The organism is Oceanisphaera sp. W20_SRM_FM3, assembly GCF_052119705.1.
Taxonomy (GTDB): Bacteria; Pseudomonadota; Gammaproteobacteria; order Enterobacterales; family Aeromonadaceae; genus Oceanimonas.
Genome location: NZ_JBGQOP010000022.1, coordinates 1 through 18114 on the forward strand (window position 1 = coordinate 1; position 18114 = coordinate 18114).

16 protein-coding genes and 1 tRNA gene are annotated in these 18114 nt (G+C 51.4%); 10 read left to right on the forward strand and 7 right to left on the reverse strand.

Features of this window, described 5'->3' with window-relative positions:
• Nucleotides 1–175: 175 nt before the first annotated feature.
• From ACEN2G_RS11365 to ACEN2G_RS11375, 3 genes are all read right to left on the reverse strand, one after another.
• On the reverse strand, nucleotides 176–949 hold the full coding sequence (locus tag ACEN2G_RS11365; protein WP_442021603.1) for an NRDE family protein: 774 nt from the start codon (nucleotides 947–949) through the stop codon (nucleotides 176–178).
• A gap of 192 nt (nucleotides 950–1141) precedes the next feature.
• Nucleotides 1142–1996 (reverse strand): DNA ligase, encoded by an 855-nt coding sequence (locus ACEN2G_RS11370; RefSeq protein WP_442021604.1) that lies wholly within the window; start codon nucleotides 1994–1996, stop codon nucleotides 1142–1144.
• Nucleotides 1997–2091: 95 nt separating this feature from the next.
• Entirely contained in the window at nucleotides 2092–3300 is a 1209-nt protein-coding gene (locus ACEN2G_RS11375) for a CynX/NimT family MFS transporter (RefSeq protein WP_442021605.1), read from the reverse strand.
• Nucleotides 3301–3490: 190 nt separating this feature from the next.
• Between ACEN2G_RS11375 and mobA the strand changes: the two genes are divergently transcribed.
• Nucleotides 3491–4096: a molybdenum cofactor guanylyltransferase MobA gene (gene mobA / locus ACEN2G_RS11380; RefSeq protein ID WP_442021606.1), complete on the forward strand. Its 606-nt coding sequence runs from the start codon at nucleotides 3491–3493 to the stop codon at nucleotides 4094–4096.
• Between the two features lie 79 nt (nucleotides 4097–4175).
• Here mobA and fabB read toward each other — a convergent pair whose 3' ends face one another.
• Nucleotides 4176–5387 carry a beta-ketoacyl-ACP synthase I gene (fabB, locus tag ACEN2G_RS11385; protein ID WP_442021607.1) on the reverse strand — a complete coding sequence of 404 codons (1212 nt, stop codon included), beginning with the start codon at nucleotides 5385–5387 and terminating at the stop codon, nucleotides 4176–4178.
• A gap of 105 nt (nucleotides 5388–5492) precedes the next feature.
• Here fabB and mnmC point away from each other — a divergent pair, with 105 nt between their 5' ends.
• Complete coding sequence (mnmC, locus tag ACEN2G_RS11390) at nucleotides 5493–7484, forward strand: bifunctional tRNA (5-methylaminomethyl-2-thiouridine)(34)-methyltransferase MnmD/FAD-dependent 5-carboxymethylaminomethyl-2-thiouridine(34) oxidoreductase MnmC (protein ID WP_442021608.1); 1992 nt, start codon at nucleotides 5493–5495, stop codon at nucleotides 7482–7484.
• Nucleotides 7485–7506: 22 nt separating this feature from the next.
• On the opposite strand, the gene ACEN2G_RS11395 is transcribed toward mnmC, so the two are convergent.
• Nucleotides 7507–8001 (reverse strand): DUF922 domain-containing protein, encoded by a 495-nt coding sequence (locus ACEN2G_RS11395; protein ID WP_442021609.1) that lies wholly within the window; start codon nucleotides 7999–8001, stop codon nucleotides 7507–7509.
• 223 nt (nucleotides 8002–8224) lie between these two features.
• On the opposite strand from ACEN2G_RS11395, the gene corA reads away from it, so the two are divergent.
• The 3 genes from corA (at nucleotide 8225) to ACEN2G_RS11410 (ending at nucleotide 10411) form a co-directional block, all read left to right on the forward strand.
• The gene (gene corA / locus ACEN2G_RS11400) at nucleotides 8225–9172 is read left to right on the forward strand and encodes a magnesium/cobalt transporter CorA (RefSeq protein ID WP_442021610.1); all 948 of its coding nucleotides are present in this window, start codon (nucleotides 8225–8227) and stop codon (nucleotides 9170–9172) included.
• A 39-nt stretch (nucleotides 9173–9211) separates the two neighbouring features.
• Nucleotides 9212–9685 (forward strand): CreA family protein, encoded by a 474-nt coding sequence (locus tag ACEN2G_RS11405; RefSeq protein WP_442021611.1) that lies wholly within the window; start codon nucleotides 9212–9214, stop codon nucleotides 9683–9685.
• Nucleotides 9686–9811: 126 nt separating this feature from the next.
• Complete coding sequence (locus tag ACEN2G_RS11410) at nucleotides 9812–10411, forward strand: pentapeptide repeat-containing protein (RefSeq protein ID WP_442021612.1); 600 nt, start codon at nucleotides 9812–9814, stop codon at nucleotides 10409–10411.
• Between the two features lie 122 nt (nucleotides 10412–10533).
• Here the strand turns inward: ACEN2G_RS11410 and uvrB are convergent, their stop codons facing one another.
• Nucleotides 10534–12531, reverse strand: a complete 1998-nt coding sequence (uvrB, locus tag ACEN2G_RS11415; protein ID WP_442021613.1) for an excinuclease ABC subunit UvrB — start codon at nucleotides 12529–12531, stop codon at nucleotides 10534–10536.
• Nucleotides 12532–12686: 155 nt separating this feature from the next.
• Here uvrB and ACEN2G_RS11420 point away from each other — a divergent pair.
• The 4 genes from ACEN2G_RS11420 to ACEN2G_RS11435 all read left to right on the forward strand — a co-directional run bounded on the left by ACEN2G_RS11420 (nucleotide 12687) and on the right by ACEN2G_RS11435 (nucleotide 15647).
• Nucleotides 12687–12762: transfer RNA gene (locus ACEN2G_RS11420), tRNA-Asn, on the forward strand.
• A 571-nt stretch (nucleotides 12763–13333) separates the two neighbouring features.
• Nucleotides 13334–14128, forward strand: coding sequence for a glucosamine-6-phosphate deaminase (gene nagB, locus ACEN2G_RS11425; protein WP_442021614.1), 795 nt, complete (start codon nucleotides 13334–13336; stop codon nucleotides 14126–14128).
• A 12-nt stretch (nucleotides 14129–14140) separates the two neighbouring features.
• Complete coding sequence (gene nagA, locus ACEN2G_RS11430; RefSeq protein WP_442021615.1) at nucleotides 14141–15316, forward strand: N-acetylglucosamine-6-phosphate deacetylase; 1176 nt, start codon at nucleotides 14141–14143, stop codon at nucleotides 15314–15316.
• Between the two features lie 13 nt (nucleotides 15317–15329).
• Nucleotides 15330–15647: a translation initiation factor gene (locus ACEN2G_RS11435; RefSeq protein ID WP_442021616.1), complete on the forward strand. Its 318-nt coding sequence runs from the start codon at nucleotides 15330–15332 to the stop codon at nucleotides 15645–15647.
• A 48-nt stretch (nucleotides 15648–15695) separates the two neighbouring features.
• On the opposite strand, the gene ACEN2G_RS11440 is transcribed toward ACEN2G_RS11435, so the two are convergent.
• Nucleotides 15696–16592 (reverse strand): LysR family transcriptional regulator, encoded by an 897-nt coding sequence (locus ACEN2G_RS11440; RefSeq protein ID WP_442021617.1) that lies wholly within the window; start codon nucleotides 16590–16592, stop codon nucleotides 15696–15698.
• A 152-nt stretch (nucleotides 16593–16744) separates the two neighbouring features.
• Between ACEN2G_RS11440 and ACEN2G_RS11445 the strand changes: the two genes are divergently transcribed.
• Nucleotides 16745–18013: a D-amino acid dehydrogenase gene (locus tag ACEN2G_RS11445; RefSeq protein WP_442021618.1), complete on the forward strand. Its 1269-nt coding sequence runs from the start codon at nucleotides 16745–16747 to the stop codon at nucleotides 18011–18013.
• Nucleotides 18014–18114: the final 101 nt, after the last annotated feature.

Here is an 18114-nt window from a genome sequence, read left to right on the forward strand (position 1 = left end):
TTACTGAGGTTTAGATTTAAACCAAAACATAAAACCGAGCCGAATAAATTGGCTCCTACAAGAGAATAGACGTGCGCTACTATATAACTGATTGAATTTATTAATGATAAATTATTGAGGTGTGGCTGATCATTATGGGTCATCAGGTATTGTTTAGTTAACTGACAGATTTTCGTTATGCACTGGGCAGAATAAGTTGCAGGCGCTGGGTGCTGATTAGCTCTGCCTGAGCGCCACGGCTGCGCTCGATAATATCCAGTTGCTGATCTTTGATGCACAAGTAGGTTTGAGCACGAGTGCCGTAAGTAGAGCTATGAATAAATGCCGACGATAAAAGTAGTTCCAGCTCAGGGCTCACGCCGGTATTGGGTAAAGATTCGGGTGTGGCTTGAGTGGTGTCGTCTAATAAGGCAAAGGCGGAGGCTTCATTCGTTTCGTCTAACTGGGCTAACCCCTGCTTAAGGCGAGTCAACTTGGGCCAAGGCGTATTGAGCTGGGCATTAGATAAACCATAGCTGCCGGCGTTTAAGCGCCGAGCCTCACCGCCAGCGCGGTTGCCGCCATACCAAAGCTCGCCTTCATCCTTATCCATAGCAAGGTCGCCCAACAATAAGTTAAAGCCGGCGTATTGCTCACCTTGGCTAAGCACTTGTGCTAAATAAGCCTGCGGGCTTAATGAGCTGGTTAAAAAGTCAGTGACCAGCTCGCCACGACTGCGTTTACCCACACTCATCTGCGCTTCGCGTACATTGGTCAGTGCCGCAAAGCGACCACTACGATTTATGCCTAGCCAAGTGCCACCCGCTTGTTGGTCCCGCCCGGCCCAAATAGTGGGTGAGTCTGGCCACCAATGAGCCGGTTGCGTGGGGCGTGCATAAAATTCATCGCGGTTGGCCAATAAGTGAAGATGCCTAGCTTGGGGCTGCCACGAAAAAGCAATCAAGCACACGAATTAGTTTCCTCAAGAGGGTAAGTAACAAAACCACTTTATACTAATCCGCATGGAAGAATGTAAAAAAGCTTTACGCCGTAAGCCATACGTTAGGTTCCCCCCCAAAGTATGGCGCTGGCTGAAATGACGTATGACGTATGACGTATGACGTATGACGTATGACGTAAAGCGTAACACGGCCCGCAGAGCCTAGGGCTCATCTTGTCGAATACGCATAAAGTGCGCGAAGCGCGGTTGACGTTGTTTGGTTTCACCTTGATAGCGATAGGTAACGATAGATCCCAGCGCCGGCGGTGTTTGGCGCTGCGCATCACTAAAGCCGGTACCTAAGCGAAACTGCCGACCATCGGGTGTTTCGACCACCAAGGCCCCCAACATGCCCTGATATTTACCCAATCCTGGCAAGTGCGCTACCACCTTGGCTTCTGCATCGTGAAACTGCTTGAGCTTAAGTAACCCCTGACTGCGCCCTGCCTGATAATAACTGTCTTGGTGGCGCAACATTAAGCCCTCGCCACCGGCTGCTGCTATGTCGCTCAATCGTTGTGCCAATGCCGTATTATCCGAAAGGCGTAGCTGTTCTACTTGCGCTAAATAAGGGGTGTTGATGGGCAAGAGCAGGCGTGCTAACTCGGCGTTTCGCTCACTAAAAGTGGCGTTACTGTGGGGCAAATCAAACACCATAAAGCGGATTTGGCGCCACTCTTCCTCTTGGGGTTGATAACGGCGCACCGCCGCCGATAATGCATCAAACTGACCGCGGCCCAACCAAAGTTCACCGTCTAAATGCGTATCGGGAAAGTCGGCCACAAACCATTCGGGAGCCGCAATACGGTACCCAGCTCGAGACCAAAGTGCTTCACCGTCCCAATAGGCGCGCACACCGTCAAGCTTCTCGCTCACCCAATAACGGCTGGCATCTTGCTGCTGATAATTAGCGGCTAATTGCAGCGGCGGTGCATTAGGCTGTTCGGCATTCACGGTTGCTGAAATAGTCACCACTGAGATTGCCGTTAGCGGTAACAACACAGAAAGATAATTCATATCAGCCCTCCATGGCTTGATGAGTTTTTTACAACACCATCAAGCATAGAAGAAAACACAGCCGTAAGCCGTTAGCTCATAAAACGGTAAACTTTTTACAGGGTTTCTTGATCAGACCTGACCTTAATTGGCCTAGCTGCCAACCAGCCACTGGTCAATTGCACCAGTTGCAAACCCATTAACAGCAATAATGCCCACTGCCAATGACCGCTGATATCTCGCAGTAAGCCTAATGACACAGGCCCCAATGCCGCCAGCAAATAGCCAAGGCTTTGTGCCATGGCCGACAGCGCCGTGGCTTGCGCGGTATTTTCGGCACGCAACACGAAGAAAGACAAGGCCAAGCTCAGCGCGCCACCACAGCCCATGCCAATCAAGGATGCCCATAACATAGGTGCGGCCGTGGGGTGCCACCAAATACCGGCAATACCGATGAAAGACACCACAAAGGTCCCCACCACTAATAGCCGCTGGTTAGCCATTTTGGCCGCCAAGATAGGTACAAATAAATTAAACGGAATGCTCACCAGATTAATAAGCGCCGTGGCTGTGCCGGCTTGATGAGCGTCTAGGCCGTTTTCGAGCAAGATTTTCGGCAACCAAGTGGCCATCGAATAGAAATAAAACGACTGCAGTCCCATATAAAAGGTGATGGCCCAAGCGATTTTGTCCCGCCATAGGCTAATACGTTGCGGGTTTGCAGGTCGGCCCACGCTTTTTACTTTTAGCATCGGCAGCCAGAACAATAAGCAAAGTAACGGAAACATGGCCCACATAGCCACCGGGTAGCGCCAGTTATCAAACTGTTCTAATAGCGGAATGGCTAAATATACGCCTAAACCTGCGCCTAAACTTAAGGTCACCGAATACAAGCCCGTCATTAAGCCCACTTGGCGGGGGAAAAACGCTTTGACTAGCCCAGGTATCAAGACATTAAGCACGGCGATGGCACAGCCCAACAATATGGTGCCTACTATTACTAGCGCAAAATTATCCAGTAAGCGAAAGCCGACGCCTAAGCTAATCACCATTAAGCCCACTATGATGATCCACTGTGGTGCCCAGCGCCGCGTCAACCAAGGCACGCAAATAGACATCACGCCAAAGCACAGCAGTGGTAAGGTGGTGAGCAAACTAAAGGCACTGGCGCTGATCTGTAAGCTGTTACGGATCTCCATGACCAAGGGACCCACCACCACCAAGCCGCCGCGCAGATTGGCCGCCGCTAGCATAAGCGCCATTATGGCCAAGGCCGCAATCACGGGCCGACCGACGAAAGGCCCAGTAGGTATGGAGGGGGACATAAGATTCCTTATTAACGTTAAGCTGCCGCCTAACGTAAGCAAGCGCAACTGAGGTCAGAACAGAGAAAACGAGGCCGCCCAAAATAACTCAAGACGACCCGACACCAGCGGTCCATGGTAGGATCTGTGATTGTTGAGCGCAATACGTAAAGCCGTCTGGCTTAAGACCCACTTGGCAGTAAGGAATGAAATGCGAGATATCCAGCAAGTTACGGCGGTTATTTTAGCCGGCGGTGAAGGACGACGCATGCAAGGCGCAGATAAAGGCCTGCTGTCATTATGGGGCCGCCCGTTAGTGAGGCACTTATTCGAGCGGTTGAACCCGCAAGTAGACCAAGTGCTGATTAACGCGAATCGCAATCAAGACCGCTATCGCGAGTATGCACCTGTATTTAGCGATAACGATAGCCTGCACTCTGCCAGCGACTTTAAAGGTCCCTTAGCCGGAATGGCCGCAGGCCTGCAGCATGCGGCACACGACTGGGTATTATTTGTGCCCTGTGATAGTCCGCTGGCGCCGCCAGATTTAGCCCAGCGACTCAGTACAGCTGTGAGTCATTGCGGCCAAATCGCCGTGGTCGACGACGGCGAGCGTGTGCATCCGGCCACCGTTTTACTGCACAAATCTTTGTTGCCCTCGCTACTCGCATATTTAGCGGCGGGCGATCGTAAATTACAGCTCTGGTATGCCCAGCATAAGCTGATTAAGGTGGATTTTAGCGACCAGCGGACGGCTTTTACTAATCTCAATACGCCCGAGGCATTGGCGGAATTGGAAGCCCGCGCGAGGTGTTAGGCGTGAGGCGTGAATATAGGATCAAAAAAGGACGCCGAAGCGTCCTTTTTTAGTACTGGCTAATGACAGCAGTAAAGGATTACGCCTTGTACTTGCTGAACACTAGACTGGCGTTAGTGCCGCCAAAACCGAAGCTATTCGACATGACTGTGTCTAACTCGATTTCTTTGCACTCGGTAACGATAGGCAGATTTTTCGCCTTTTCGTCCAGCTCGGTAATGTTGATGCTTGGCGCGATAAAGCCATGCTCCAGCATCAAGAGTGAGTACACGGCTTCGTGCACGCCTGCCGCACCCAGTGCGTGGCCGGTCATGGCTTTGGTGGCCGAGATGTAAGGGGCGTTGTCACCAAACAAGTTGTTGATGGCCTCTAACTCTTTTACATCGCCCACTGGCGTTGAAGTGCCATGGGTGTTGATGTATTCCACTTTAGGAGCGGTCGCCATGGCTTGTTGCATGCAACGTACCGCGCCCTCACCTGAAGGCGCAACCATGTCATAACCGTCAGAGGTGGCACCGTAGCCGGTGATTTCGGCGTAGATTTTAGCGCCACGCTTTAGGGCGTGCTCTAATTCTTCTACCACTACCATGCCGCCGCCGCCAGAGATGACGAAGCCATCACGGCCCGCATCATAGGTACGAGAAGCCAGCTCAGGGGTATCGTTATACTTGCTCGACAGTGCGCCCATGGCGTCAAACTGCAGGGCTAGCGTCCAATCCACTTCTTCACCACCACCGGCGAAGACGATGTCTTGTTTGCCTAACTGGATTTGCTCAAGGGCATGACCAATACAGTGGGCAGACGTCGCACAGGCGGAGCTGATGGTGTAGTTAATGCCTTTAATTTTAAACGGCGTTGCTAAGCAAGCGGACACAGTTGAAGACATGGTGCGCGGCACCATGTAAGGACCGACCCGACGCACGCCTTTCTCGCGCAAAATATCGCAAGCTTCAATCTGGTTCTTAGATGAAGCACCACCTGAACCGGCCACTAAACCGGTACGCACGTTCGATACCATGGACTCGTCAAGGCCTGCATCGGCAATAGCCTGTTCCATGGAAAGATAAGCAAATGCGGCCGCATCACCCATAAAACGCATCACTTTGCGGTCTATGTGCTCGGCTGCAACCATGTTTATGTTTCCCCAAACATGGCTGCGCAAGTTATGATCGGCGAATTGCTGGGAGAAGCTAATACCGGAGTGGCCCGCCTTGAGTGAGGCCAAAACCTCTTCTTGATTATTACCAATGCTGGATACCACACCGATACCGGTAATGACTGCTCTTCTCATCTCACTTTCCTACTGTCTTGATTTGCCGCCAATTCTAACCATAAAGAAAGGTTAAAGTGGTCTGCTTTCACATAAAATAGCCGCTTTTACGGCCCCGGAGGTTTAGTGTCACCCCACTTCATTACAACCGCGTGTCTGGACTGGAATGACCAAGGCACGCCGGTCGCTGCTGCATTCGACGATGTCTACTTCTCTAACGACAATGGTCTAGCCGAAAGCCGTTATGTTTTTCTCGGCCAAAATGACCTGCCTAACCGTTGGCTCAACCACGACCGGCCCTTATTTGTGGTGGCCGAAACCGGCTTTGGTACCGGTTTAAACGTACTGGCTACTTGGCAGGCGTTTATCGACTATCGCCGGCAACATCCGCAAGGTAACGCCCAGCGTCTGCACCTGATCAGCGTGGAAAAATTTCCCCTTAACCACGCTGATCTAAGCAAAACACTTGGCCAATGGCCAGAGCTTAGCATTTTAAGCGCACGTTTGTTAGCTGAATATCCAGCGCCATTTAGCGGCTGCCATCGACTGCAATTAGATGAAAATGTGAGCCTAGATTTGTGGCTGGGAGACGTGACTCAGGTGCTGCCTAGTATGGAGGCAGGACTGGCGGGCAAGGTAGACGCTTGGTATTTAGATGGCTTTGCGCCCAGTAAAAATCCCGAGATGTGGACGCCTGAATTATTCGCTCAATTGGCACGTTTAGCACGTAACGGCGCCACTGTGGCCACCTTCACTGCCGCCACCTTAGTAAGAGAGGGATTAACAGTGGCAGGCTTTGAGATGCGACGTATAAAAGGCTTTCGTCATAAGCGCGAAATGTTAGCCGGTGTATTAAAGAACGGCCAACGACGGCCCTATCCAACGCCTTGGTTTTGGCGCCGGCCCGGTCGAGTCGGCCATACCGTTATCGTGGGCGCGGGCATTGCTGGGGCCAGCTTAGCACTTGCGCTAACGCGGCGCGGCGTATCCGTCACTTTGTTAGAGCAACAAGCCGGCCCTGCTCTGGGTGCTTCGGGTAATCGTCAAGCGGCCATTTATCCACTGTTAAACGGCGAGCACGATAATTTAAGTCAATTTTATTTGCAGGCATTTTTACATGCCACCCGCAGCCTAGCGCCCTTGGCCACACGCCATCGGGTGGCTCACGACTGGTGTGGCGTGGTGCAGCTGGCCTACGATGAAAAGAGTCAGGCGAAAATCACTAAGTTATTGGCGCACGATTTCCCAAACAGCCTATTGAGCGAGCTGAACGCTGAGCAAGTTAACGCCCGTACTGGCATTGCCGCCAATCTGGCGGGTGCTGAATATCCGCAAGGTGGCTGGATTTGTCCGTTTGAGCTGATCGAAGCCCTATTAGCTGAAGCCCAGCAAACCGGTTTGCTAGATATCCGTTATCACACTCACGTAGCGCGTTTAACGAGGCAGGACGACCAATGGCAGCTAACAACCAGCACCGGGCAAGTCGTGGCGGACAATGTGTGCTTGGCCAACAGCCATGACGTGCTGAGTCTTCCCCAGACTCAAGACTTAGCCTTGTCGGTGGCGCGGGGCCAAGTGAATTACCAAGCCAGCTCACCTAGCTTAAGCGCCTTAAAAACCGTGGTCTGTTACCAAGGATATCTCACTCCCGCTTGGCAAGGGCTGCACTGCATTGGTGCCAGTTATGGTCGTGACCAAGTTGATCTCACCTATCAGACTCAGGATGAACAAGAAAATCTGCAAAAATTAGTGCAGACCCTGCCCGCCTTGGTTGATGTAGAGCAAACAGCAGGCTCTGGTCGGGTGGCCGTGCGCGCCACTTCCAGAGATCATTTTCCCATGGCGGGAGCCGCGCCGAATAAACAAGCGCAGCTAAAGCAATTTGACAAGTTACAACGGCGTCAAGCACAAGCGGTACCGCTGGCGGAGGATCATGCAGGTTTGTATGTATTATCGGGTTTAGGCTCGCGGGGGCTGTGCTCGGCCTCGTTGTTGGCAGAGGTTTTAGCCGCACAATTATGTGACGAGCCATATCCGGTGGCACGGCCTATTCTTGATAGCTTAGCGCCCAATCGACAATGGACTCGTAAACTATTAAGAGGCCAGCCGCTAGGTTGAGGTGATAGATTAAGGTGCTAGGTTAAGGCTTAATAAGGCCAAGCTGGCGGCCATAATCATTCTGGCGCTGAAAATCGCGTAGCAAGGTTTGCGCGATTCCGAGCTGATGGTAACCAATTCGATCTGCCACCTTATGCAGCTGTTCGCAATCCGCTTGCGGTGCTATTTGAGAAAGGGATTGATCTAACCATTCGGCCGAGAGCAAGGCGCGCTCACGCACCAAACGCTCATAACTGATTAAGGCGAGGCGATAATTTTGCCACTCAGGTGTCTCTAGCCACTCTAAGGGCTCAGACACGGTCGCAGTAAGAGATACCAACACTTGTGCAGGCGAGCAGCCAGCACTGGAACGCTGGCCCGACAGCTGCCAAGACAAGCGGTAATCCACATCGGCCAAACCGGGTTCAAGCGCCCCTGAGCCGTAAATATCGACCGTTTGCCGCTCTTGTAAGACCAAATGATTAGCCCAAGCGGGTAGCGCCAGCAGTAATATCAAGCCGCAAAATAATAGTTTCAATCTCGCCCCCAAAAGCACCCAGTCCATGGCTTAGTTATCTATAGCTTAACTCAATAGACGTGTCAGATAATCAGGTCATTTGAGTCTATCCTTATTTTACTCGGTTTAGACATAAAATAAACGCCAGCCCCAGTCGCGGTAGCTGACAACTGGCCCCTGCCTCTGTATTGACTTTAGTACCTGCGCTATAGTGCGCACATTATTAACTGGTGGGAGCCGCTGTATGATCACAGCCTATACCTTTAATGGCACTTCCTATGATATTCAGCCACTCAACTTAGAAGCGGAGTTACCGCCTAATATCTTGTGGCTCGACATCTTAAAGCCTGATGAAAACGAGCAGCGCTGGATGCAGCAGCTGTTTGTGGAAGAAGTGCCCGAACTGGATGAACTCGATGACATTGAAGCCTCGGCACGTTTTTATCGCGATAAAGACGGCTTGCACATTCATTCTCTGTTCCCGCAGCGCCTAGGCAAAGAGATAGACGGCATCAACGTGCTCTTTACCCTGCGCAATGACATGCTAATCAGCTTTCGTGAAGACGACCTAGGATTGATCCGGCTGTTGCGTCACTACATGCGCCAAGACCGCGTGGAGGCCGACAATGCGGTAGATCTGCTATTGGAAATATATGAGCTAAAAATCGAATATATTTCTGACTTGATTGAAGACGGCTACAAGACGCTCGAACAAACCGCCAAGCAGGTGCTGCAGGTCGAAGAGTTGCGCCAAACCATGTCGGATCTGATGCAGCAAGAAGACGGTAACGGTCATATTCGCCTAGCGCTATACGATACGCGTCGCGCCTTACGTTTTATCAAGCGCTCAGTACGCCAGCAATCTGACGACGAACAGCGCCGTTGGATTGATGAAATGCTCTACGACGTCGAATCCTTACTGCCTCACACTCAGTTTTTGTTCGATAAAATCAACTTTCAACTCGATGCGGCACTGGGCTTTACCAGCCTAGAGCAAAGCAAAGTCATCAAAATCTTCTCGGTGGCGGCTGTGGTGTTTTTACCGCCTACGCTTATCGCCAGTATCTATGGCATGAACTTTGAAATCATGCCTGAATTTGGCTGGAAGTTTGGCTATCCCATGTCACTGGTGATGATGCTGATGTCGGCCTGTGGCACCTATTACTTCTTTAAACGCAAAGGCTGGCTATAAGTTTCAGCCACGTTTTCGCAATACCTTAAGGGAATCATTATGTATAAACGCTTAGGCCTAGTGTTAGCTGCACTCACTCTTGGCGGTTGTGATAACAATGAAGTGGGTGATGTGTCACTCGGCATGTTCACCACCAAAGACATTAAAATTGAAGTATTGGCCGATCCCTTAGTGCCGGGCGTTACCTGCCATATGTCTAATGTGGTCGCTAACTTAAACTTGGCAGACCCCTCCGATATGGCGATCAGCTGCCGGCAAACCGGTGAAATTACGTCCGAGATGATAGCGGCCATTGATAAGTCTAAGAGCGGCGACATAGTGTTTAAGAAATCAAAAAGTATCTTCTTAAAAAGCCTGAAAATCCGCCGCATCTATGACCAACAGAGCCAATCGCTGCTGTATTTGGCCTACAGCACCAAGGAAACCACCGGCAGTTATAAGCACGCCATGTCAACCGTGCCGCTGTGGGGCACCAAAGCCTATCAAGCCCCTACGGGGAGCGGTCAGCTTTAGCGTGAGGCGTGAAATGAGAACGCAGTGAAACGTAAAAATAAGCGGTTGGCTCAAATGTCTGATTTATTTTCTTTACTCCTCACCCTTTACGCTTCACCCCTCACTGTTTTAATCAAGGAGTAATAAGTGCAAAAGTTTCAAGACGGCGAGTCCTATATTGAACAGACCTTCAACCGCTTGTCTCTTATCGATGCCCGCCTAACCGGCGTAGAGTTTGAGGGCTGCACCTTTGAGCATTGTGACTTTTCTAGCGCCGTTTTTGCGCGCGGTAAGTTTATTGACTGCACCTTTAAGCACTGCAATCTAAGCCTGATGCGCGTACCAAGCACGCACTGGTTTGGTGTGAATTTTATCGAGTGCAAATTAGTCGGCGTGGATTGGACTCGAGCCGACTGGCCGGCCTTTCATTTAGACGCTGAACTCAGCTTTACACAGTGCATCTTAAATGATGCCTCATTTTTCGGCCTCACCTTACAAGGCTTAAGGCTGGAGGAATGTAAGTGCCATGAGGTTGATTTTAGAGAGGGGGATTTCTCTCAAGCGTCCATGACCCACTGTGACTTTAGTAATAGTGTGTTTATGCGCACTAACCTGCAAGGCGCTGATTTAACCGAGTCTGAAAACTTTAATATCCACGTATTGGAAAACAAGTTAGATAACGCCACCTTCTCCCGCTTCGCGGCGCTCAATCTGTTATACAGCCTGAATATCGAACTGGTTGATTGAAGTAATAGCTTAAAGCTGGAAGCTGGAAGCTGGAAGCTGGAAGAAGAACACCGAACCAGTGAGGTTTTGGTGTTCTCTCTTAACTTTAGGCTTCTAGCTTATCGCTTCCAGCTTTGGTTACTTTAACTGCGGATCAACTGCTCGCGCAGCGCATGAATGCGGTCGCGGGTGGCGGCGGCTTGTTCAAACTCCAGATTCTGGGCATGGGTCACCATGACTTTTTCAAGCTCAGTGATTTGTTTATCCAGCTCTTTGGCGGTAGGAATATGCTCAGGCACTGAACTGTCTTTGGCGCGTTTAGAGCCGATGCGTTTAGTGCCGTCCAAGTCCAGCACATCGGTCACCGCCTTAATGAGTCCTTTCGGTGTTATGCCATGCTCTAGGTTAAAGGCTTGCTGCAACTCACGGCGGCGCTCGGTTTCGCTGATGGCAGCACCCATAGAACGGGTAATTTTATCGCCATAGAGAATCGCCTTGCCGTTTAAGTTACGCGCAGCTCGGCCTATGGTCTGAATAAGTGAGCGCTCCGAGCGCAAGAAGCCTTCCTTGTCTGCATCCAAAATGGCCACTAACGACACTTCTGGCATATCTAGCCCTTCGCGCAGCAAGTTAATGCCCACCAAGACGTCAAACACGCCTAAGCGCAAGTCGCGAATGATCTCCATGCGCTCCACAGTATCGATATCTGAGTGTAAGTAGCGCACCTTTAGGCCGTGATCCGATAAATATTCCGATAAATCTTCGGCCATGCGCTTAGTCAGCGTGGTCACTAGCACCCGCTCGTTTACCGCAATGCGCAGTCTGGCCTCAGACAAAACGTCGTCCACCTGAGTGGCGACGGGGCGTACTTCTATGATGGGATCCAATAGCCCAGTGGGCCGCACTACTTGCTGAGCCACCTCATCACCGGATTTTTCCAGCTCATAGGCGCTGGGTGTGGCCGAGACAAACACGGTTTGCGGCATCAGCGCTTCAAATTCATCGAAGCGCATCGGTCGATTGTCCAGCGCCGAGGGCAGACGAAAGCCGTATTCCACTAAGGTTTCTTTACGGGATCTGTCACCTTTATACATGCCGCCAATTTGTGGCACCGTCACGTGGGACTCATCGATGATCAAAAGACCATCGCCGGGTAAGTAATCGAATAAAGTGGGTGGTGCCTCGCCCTCGCCGCGCCCAGATAAATAGCGTGAATAGTTTTCGATGCCCGAGCAATAGCCCAGCTCTTGGATCATTTCGATGTCGAATTGGGTGCGCTGGCTGATGCGCTGCTCTTCGAGCAGCTTATTGGCGGACAAAAGTTGCGTCTTGCGTTCTTGTAGCTCGACCTTGATGTGCTCTATGGCACCCAATAGCTTTTCGCGCGGCGTCACGTAGTGGGTTTTCGGATAGATAGTAAAACGTGCCAGCGTTTGCGAGACCCCGCCAGTGAGCGGATCAAACAGGCTTAAGCGCTCAATTTCATCGTCGAACAACTCGACGCGCACCGCTTGGTTGTCAGACTCGGCAGGGAAGATATCAATCACCTCACCCCGAACTCTAAAGGTACCGCGCTGAAAACCGGCGTCGTTGCGCTTATATTGCAGCTCGGCCAAGCGGCGCAGCATATCGCGCTGGTTGAGCACCTCACCCACCCGCAAATGCAGCATCATACTCAAATAAGACTGCGGGTCCCCCAAACCATAAATGGCCGACACAGACGCCACTATGATCACATCGCGCCGCTCCATCAGCGCCTTAGTGGCGGACAAGCGCATCTGCTCTATATGATCGTTAATAGAGGCATCTTTTTCGATAAAGGTATCTGTGGTCGGCACATAGGCTTCGGGCTGGTAGTAATCGTAGTAAGACACGAAATACTCCACCGAGTTATGGGGAAAGAACTCTTTCATTTCACCATACAACTGAGCGGCCAGGGTTTTATTGGGAGCCAAGATCATGGTGGGTCTATTGAGCGTGGCAATCACGTTGGCAATGGTGAAGGTTTTGCCTGAGCCGGTCACGCCGAGCAAAGTTTGATGGGCCAATCCTGCTTCAATCCCCTCTAACAACTGGGCAATCGCCGTGGGCTGATCGCCGGCTGGCTGATAGGGACTGACCAACTGGAAGTCTTTGCTCATTATTTACTCTCCTCACGCATTAATGACCAGTTTACCCCCGATGACGCAGTAAAATTAAGCAAAAACTCCACTTGGGCGGCTGAAAGGCAAAATATGCAATTTACCCTTGACGATCGCCCGCCGCATGCGTAACATCTGCGGCCTCCTAGTGAGATTCCCCCTTAGTTCAGTTGGTAGAACGCCGGACTGTTAATCCGTATGTCGCTGGTTCAAGTCCAGCAGGGGGAGCCAAATTTGCACTACCCTTTCAGAGTTATCCACTAGTAATCCCTAACTTCCGATAGAAAATCCACACTTTGTACATCTGCCTTAATATCGTTGTTATCCTCGAGATAGCGAACGAATTTTCAGCGTTCTCTTTGTCAAGTATTTGATTTTTAAGTATTTTGTTTTTGGTTAAAAAATTACCAAATTATCTTTGAAGCCTGCCACCACTGGCCTTACTTGAGATTTACAGAGGTAATCCACAACCTTATCCACAGAAATGGTGGATAAGTCCATCTGAGCCATGGCCCGGCTGACTTAGCCGCTTTGTGCATAACCTTTTTATTTTTTACCCTCTCCCCCCTGACTTGACAGCCTAAATAAAGCCTGAATTGCTTTAGACAGTGAAATAAGATTAATTTTGACTTTACCGACCTATTTACAAAAGTTCATACTTTCTTTTAGGGCTTTCGATGACATTAGCCAATCAAGCCGCTAAAAATTCACTTTTTAATAGCTGACTCTTTTTTAAGACCCTTTATTAACCGGCTCAAAAATATGCTAGTCTTCTGATTCGTTTATCCAGAAGAGCTCACACATGCGTTTAATCCCCTTTGCTAACGCAGCTCAAGTCTGCCGCTGGGCAGCCCATCATATTAGCGATCGCATTAATAGTTTCGCCCCCAGTGCTGATCGCCCATTCGTGCTCGGCCTGCCCACAGGCAGTACCCCCTTAGCCACGTATAAAGAACTGATTACCTTATATAACGCGGGCAAGGTCAGCTTTAAGCATGTGGTGACCTTTAACATGGATGAATACATAGGCTTGCCAGCCGATCATCCACAAAGCTATCACAGCTTTATGTTTGATAATTTCTTTGATCATATCGACATCATGCCCGAGCATATTCATATTCCCGATGGTAACGCCGCTGATCTCAATGCCGAATGCCAGCAATATGAAGACGCGATTCGCCAATATGGGGGTATTGAGCTATTTATGGGCGGCGTAGGCACCAATGGTCATATCGCTTTCAACGAACCGCACTCAGCCTTTGACTCGCGCACCCGCATTACCGAGCTGACCACTGAAACCTTGCACGATAATTCGCGCTTTTTTGATAATGATGTGACAAAAATGCCAACCACGGCACTCAGCATCGGCATCGGCACCTTGTTGGATGCAAAAGAAGTCATGCTGTTGGTCACGGGAGAGCATAAAGCCCAAGCGTTACTGGCGGCAGTAGAAGGAGACGTGCACCCGCTGTGGCCTATCTCGAGTTTACGCCTGCATAAACGCAGCTTAATCGTATGTGATGCTGCTGCGGCTCACCTGCTCAGCGCGACTTGTGAGCTTGACCAAGCAGATTTATCTGCCATAACCACCGCTTAAGCAGAGCGATTTATGTTTGCGCTGACAGCTTGTCGTATTTTCACCGGTAAAGGCTGGTTAGAGCAGCATGCGGTGATTATTAATAACGGTCGTATTCAGGCGTTAGTCACCGAGGCTGAGTTAGACGCAAGGCTTGTGCAATATCCTCAGGCCGGCGCCATTGTGTGCGCCGGCTTTATTGATCTGCAGCTTAACGGTTGCGGTGGCGTTATGTTTAACAGTGACATCAGCACGGCTACCTTAGCGCACATGCAGCGCACTAACCTCGCATCCGGCACCACCAGTTTTTTACCTACGCTTATCACCAGCCCAGATATCGATATGCAAACTGCGGTGCGCGTCACCCGCAATTTTATGGCTGGGCACCGCCATCAGGTGCTCGGCTTGCACCTCGAGGGCCCCTATTTAAACGTGGCGCGCAAGGGCATACATCCCGCCGCGCAAGTGCGAGCACTGGATGCTCAGATGCTGGATTTTTTATGCCAGCAGGCGGATGTGTTGGTCAAGGTCACGTTAGCGCCAGAATGCCATGCGCCCGAGCAGATCCGCAAACTAGTGGCGGCCGGAGTGTTAGTGGCCATCGGCCACACGGCGGCTAACTATGAGCAGGCCGAGGCTGGTTTTGCCGCCGGCATTGGTTTTGCCACCCATCTATATAATGCCATGACGCCCACGCTCAATGGCCGCTCACCCGGTGTGGTGGGAGCCATATATGACAATCCACGTATCTATGCCGGCATCATTGCCGATGGCTTTCATGTACACCCGGCTAATATTCGCTTGGCCCATCAGGTGCTGGGTGAGCGTTTATGCTTAGTAACAGACGCCACCGCCGCCGCCGGTGCCCCCACCTCGCTGACCGAGTTTGATTTTTGTGGCACCCGCGTGCTCATCAAAGACGGTCAATGTGTGGATGAACACGGCACGCTCGGAGGCTCAGCCTTGACCATGATTGAAGGCGTGCGCTACTTGGTCAATACGGTGGGGTTATCCTTGAGTGACGCCTTACGTATGGCCAGTCATAATCCAGCGCGAGCCATAGGCCGAGACTCAGACTTAGGCTCGATTGACGCGGGCAAAGTGGCCAACTTGGTGTTATTGAGCCCTGAGCTTGAGGTGCTCAATACCTTAGTAAATGGCGACTTTACCGCGCCTATGTCTACACCCATGGCGATAATTAAGAATTAGAGGACGCATAAACGTGAATAACTTGGTTTACAGTACAGATCCTAATTGGCAAGACCCCGCAGACAAAGCGAATCAAACTGACTCTTTGTTTCCCGATGATGGTGTATTGCGCCTGCGCCGAGAAACTAAGGGCCGCAAAGGCGCCGGTGTGGTGTGTATTTATGGTGCGACCAATGAGCAAGTCGGCGACTTGGCCAAGCAACTGAAAAAATTGCTCGGCACAGGCGGCGCCATCAAGAAAGGCGTGATTGAAATTCAGGGGGATCGCCTGCCGCAAATCGAAGCTTTCTTGCTGAAGAGCGGCTTTAAGGTGAAAAAAGTCGGCGGCTAGCTAGCCAAACTGACCGCTTATCGCTGAGGTCAAAAAGCGCTTACTAATCTAGGCTAACAGCGCCTGCGCCGTGCTTTGTAATTCATTTAATAATGCCTGCTGGGCGAGCGTTAAGGTGTGATCGACTCGGGTGACGCCATATAAGGTCACCAGTAACGGCGGGCTGATAGGCCGTGTTTGTAGGCCATCACTTGGGTTAGCAAGCCCGGTGAAGGGATCCACTATGGCCAGGCCCTGCCCCGCCGCCACTAAGTGGCGCGCCAGCTGATAGGTTTGCACCCGCGTATTAATCTGCACCGGCGGCGCCAGCGTCTCTAGATGCTGCTCTAACAGCGCGCCTAAGCCGTTCTTATCATCCAAGCCAATTATCTTTAAGCCCCCAAGACTGGCCAGCGCCAGCGGTAAGCCGGCGTCATCCTGTGGCCAAAAACCGGCGGGCGCTATAACTTGCATCTGGCCTTGAGCCAAGGCGGCACACATCAAGCTAGGATGCGTAACACGCTGCAGTGTCAGCCCAATATCCACCTGCTCGGCAACCAAGGCCGCGACTAAAGCTTGCGTATGCTCGGTGGCCAAACTCAAATCGGGTTCAGGAAAATCTAAACGCCACGCCACTAGGCCTAATGGCAATAAGCTGTGCGCCAAAGTCGGCGTGCACATTAGCCGCACACCCGCTTGTTGTTGGGGGCGTAAACTGTGCGCCAACTGGCCAAGACGTTGTAAGTCGGCGGCCAAGCGTTCACTGGGCGCTTGCAGTGCAAAGCCTTGAGCCGTGGCCACTAGCCTGCCGCGTTCACGGTGAAAGAGCGCAAAGCCCAGTTCACGTTCCGCCTGTTGTAAGCGTTTGCTCGCCGCCGGTTGTGAGATATGCAACAAATCGGCGGCGGCAGTCAAACTGCCGGTTTGTAATATCGCCTGAAACAAGGCGATGTGGCCTAACTGCATGCTCGCTCCTCAGATCCTCACAGTTCACCTCTGGCTTCTGTCTTTCAGCCAAAGTCCATAACCAAAGGTTATGGTTAACGTGGATTTTTTCATTATTCACCCCGCTCGGCAATGCCTATGCTAAGTCCATCAGCTTTTTTAAGAGACTCATTATGCGGATTGCAATCATCGGCGGCGGTGTAATTGGTTTAACCACGGCGTTCGCGCTCATTAACAAAGGCCACAGCGTCGACTTATTTGAACAAGAGTCTGACGTGGGCCAAGCCACCAGCTTTGCCAATGGCGGCCAGCTGAGTTATCGCTACGTGTCACCGCTGGCGGATGCGGGTGTGCCTCTGCAAGCCTTAGGCTGGATGTTTAAAGCTGATGCGCCGCTGCGCTTTCGCCCGCAACTGAGCTGGCACCAATGGCAATGGTGCTGGCGCTTCTTAACCGCCTGTCGGCACAGCGTGAATCAGCGTAACGGCGCCCACTTATTACGGCTCGCCCTGTTCAGTCAGTCGGTCTTGCATGACTGGCAGAAAAATAAGGATATAAACGACTTTTCATGGCGCGCCAATGGCAAGCTGGTGATTTATCGCGATCAGGGCCATTTTCGCCACGCCGCACACAAGATCAAAAACGACGCCCGACAGCACATATTAAATGTCGAGGCCTGTGTTGCGGCTGAGCCCGCCTTAGCCCACTTAGCTCCACAGCTGCAAGGGGGCATTTTCTCCGCCGGTGATGAGGTGGGTGATTGCCAGCTATTTTGTCAGCGCTTATTAGCGAGCTTAACGCAACACCCGCATTTCACCTTGCACACAGAGCAGCGCATCACGGGCCTTAAGGTGGAGCAAGGCCGAGTGCGCGCGCTGGACTTAGAGAATGGTCATTCTCAGGCCGAACAGTTCGAGGTAGACCAGCTGGTAGTGGCAGCGGGTATGGGCAGCCTAGGCTTATTGAAGAACGTCGGCATTAAGGTGCCCTTGTATCCGCTGAAAGGCTACAGCCTCACCTTGCCAGTGGCCGATTTAAGTACAGTGCCCAACACCAATGTCACCGATTATGACCGAAAAATAGTCTACGCAAGGCTAGACCAACAATTACGAGTGGCGGCCATGGTGGATATAGGTGGTAAAGAGTCTGGCAGACATAAAGCGGCGCTCGATGCCGGGCGTATTGCGTCTTTGCGCCGCCAAGCGCAAGCCAGCTTTCCCGATGCGGGGGATTTTGCACAGGCGACGCCTTGGGCCGGCTTCAGGCCAGCAACACCGGAGGGCACGCCCATTATCGGCGCCAGTACCATAAGTAATCTGTGGCTTAATCTTGGCCACGGCAGTTTAGGTTTTACGCTCGCCTGCGGCAGTGCTCAAGCATTGGCCAATTTGATTAATAATGAAGCAAGCCCTATCGACTTAACGGGCTTACAGGGGCAGTAACCGTCATTTTTATGCGTTCGCTCTCGCTTAGGCACAATAAATTAGCAATAACGCTAACTTTACATTAACGTATTTCATATATGTGACTAATTATACAGGGA

What these genes read in the sequence shown, in the direction of transcription:
- ACEN2G_RS11375 (WP_442021605.1), bottom strand. Translation starts at nt 3,300, where the DNA reads ATGTCCCCCTCCATACCTACTGGGCCTTTCGTCGGTCGGCCCGTGATT.
- mobA (WP_442021606.1), top strand. Translation starts at nt 3,491, where the DNA reads ATGCGAGATATCCAGCAAGTTACGGCGGTTATTTTAGCCGGCGGTGAA.
- corA (WP_442021610.1), top strand. Translation starts at nt 8,225, where the DNA reads ATGATCACAGCCTATACCTTTAATGGCACTTCCTATGATATTCAGCCA.
- ACEN2G_RS11405 (WP_442021611.1), top strand. Translation starts at nt 9,212, where the DNA reads ATGTATAAACGCTTAGGCCTAGTGTTAGCTGCACTCACTCTTGGCGGT.
- nagB (WP_442021614.1), top strand. Translation starts at nt 13,334, where the DNA reads ATGCGTTTAATCCCCTTTGCTAACGCAGCTCAAGTCTGCCGCTGGGCA.
- ACEN2G_RS11445 (WP_442021618.1), top strand. Translation starts at nt 16,745, where the DNA reads ATGCGGATTGCAATCATCGGCGGCGGTGTAATTGGTTTAACCACGGCG.
- ACEN2G_RS11370 (WP_442021604.1), bottom strand. Translation starts at nt 1,996, where the DNA reads ATGAATTATCTTTCTGTGTTGTTACCGCTAACGGCAATCTCAGTGGTG.
- uvrB (WP_442021613.1), bottom strand. Translation starts at nt 12,531, where the DNA reads ATGAGCAAAGACTTCCAGTTGGTCAGTCCCTATCAGCCAGCCGGCGAT.
- ACEN2G_RS11440 (WP_442021617.1), bottom strand. Translation starts at nt 16,592, where the DNA reads ATGCAGTTAGGCCACATCGCCTTGTTTCAGGCGATATTACAAACCGGC.
- fabB (WP_442021607.1), bottom strand. Translation starts at nt 5,387, where the DNA reads ATGAGAAGAGCAGTCATTACCGGTATCGGTGTGGTATCCAGCATTGGT.
- nagA (WP_442021615.1), top strand. Translation starts at nt 14,141, where the DNA reads ATGTTTGCGCTGACAGCTTGTCGTATTTTCACCGGTAAAGGCTGGTTA.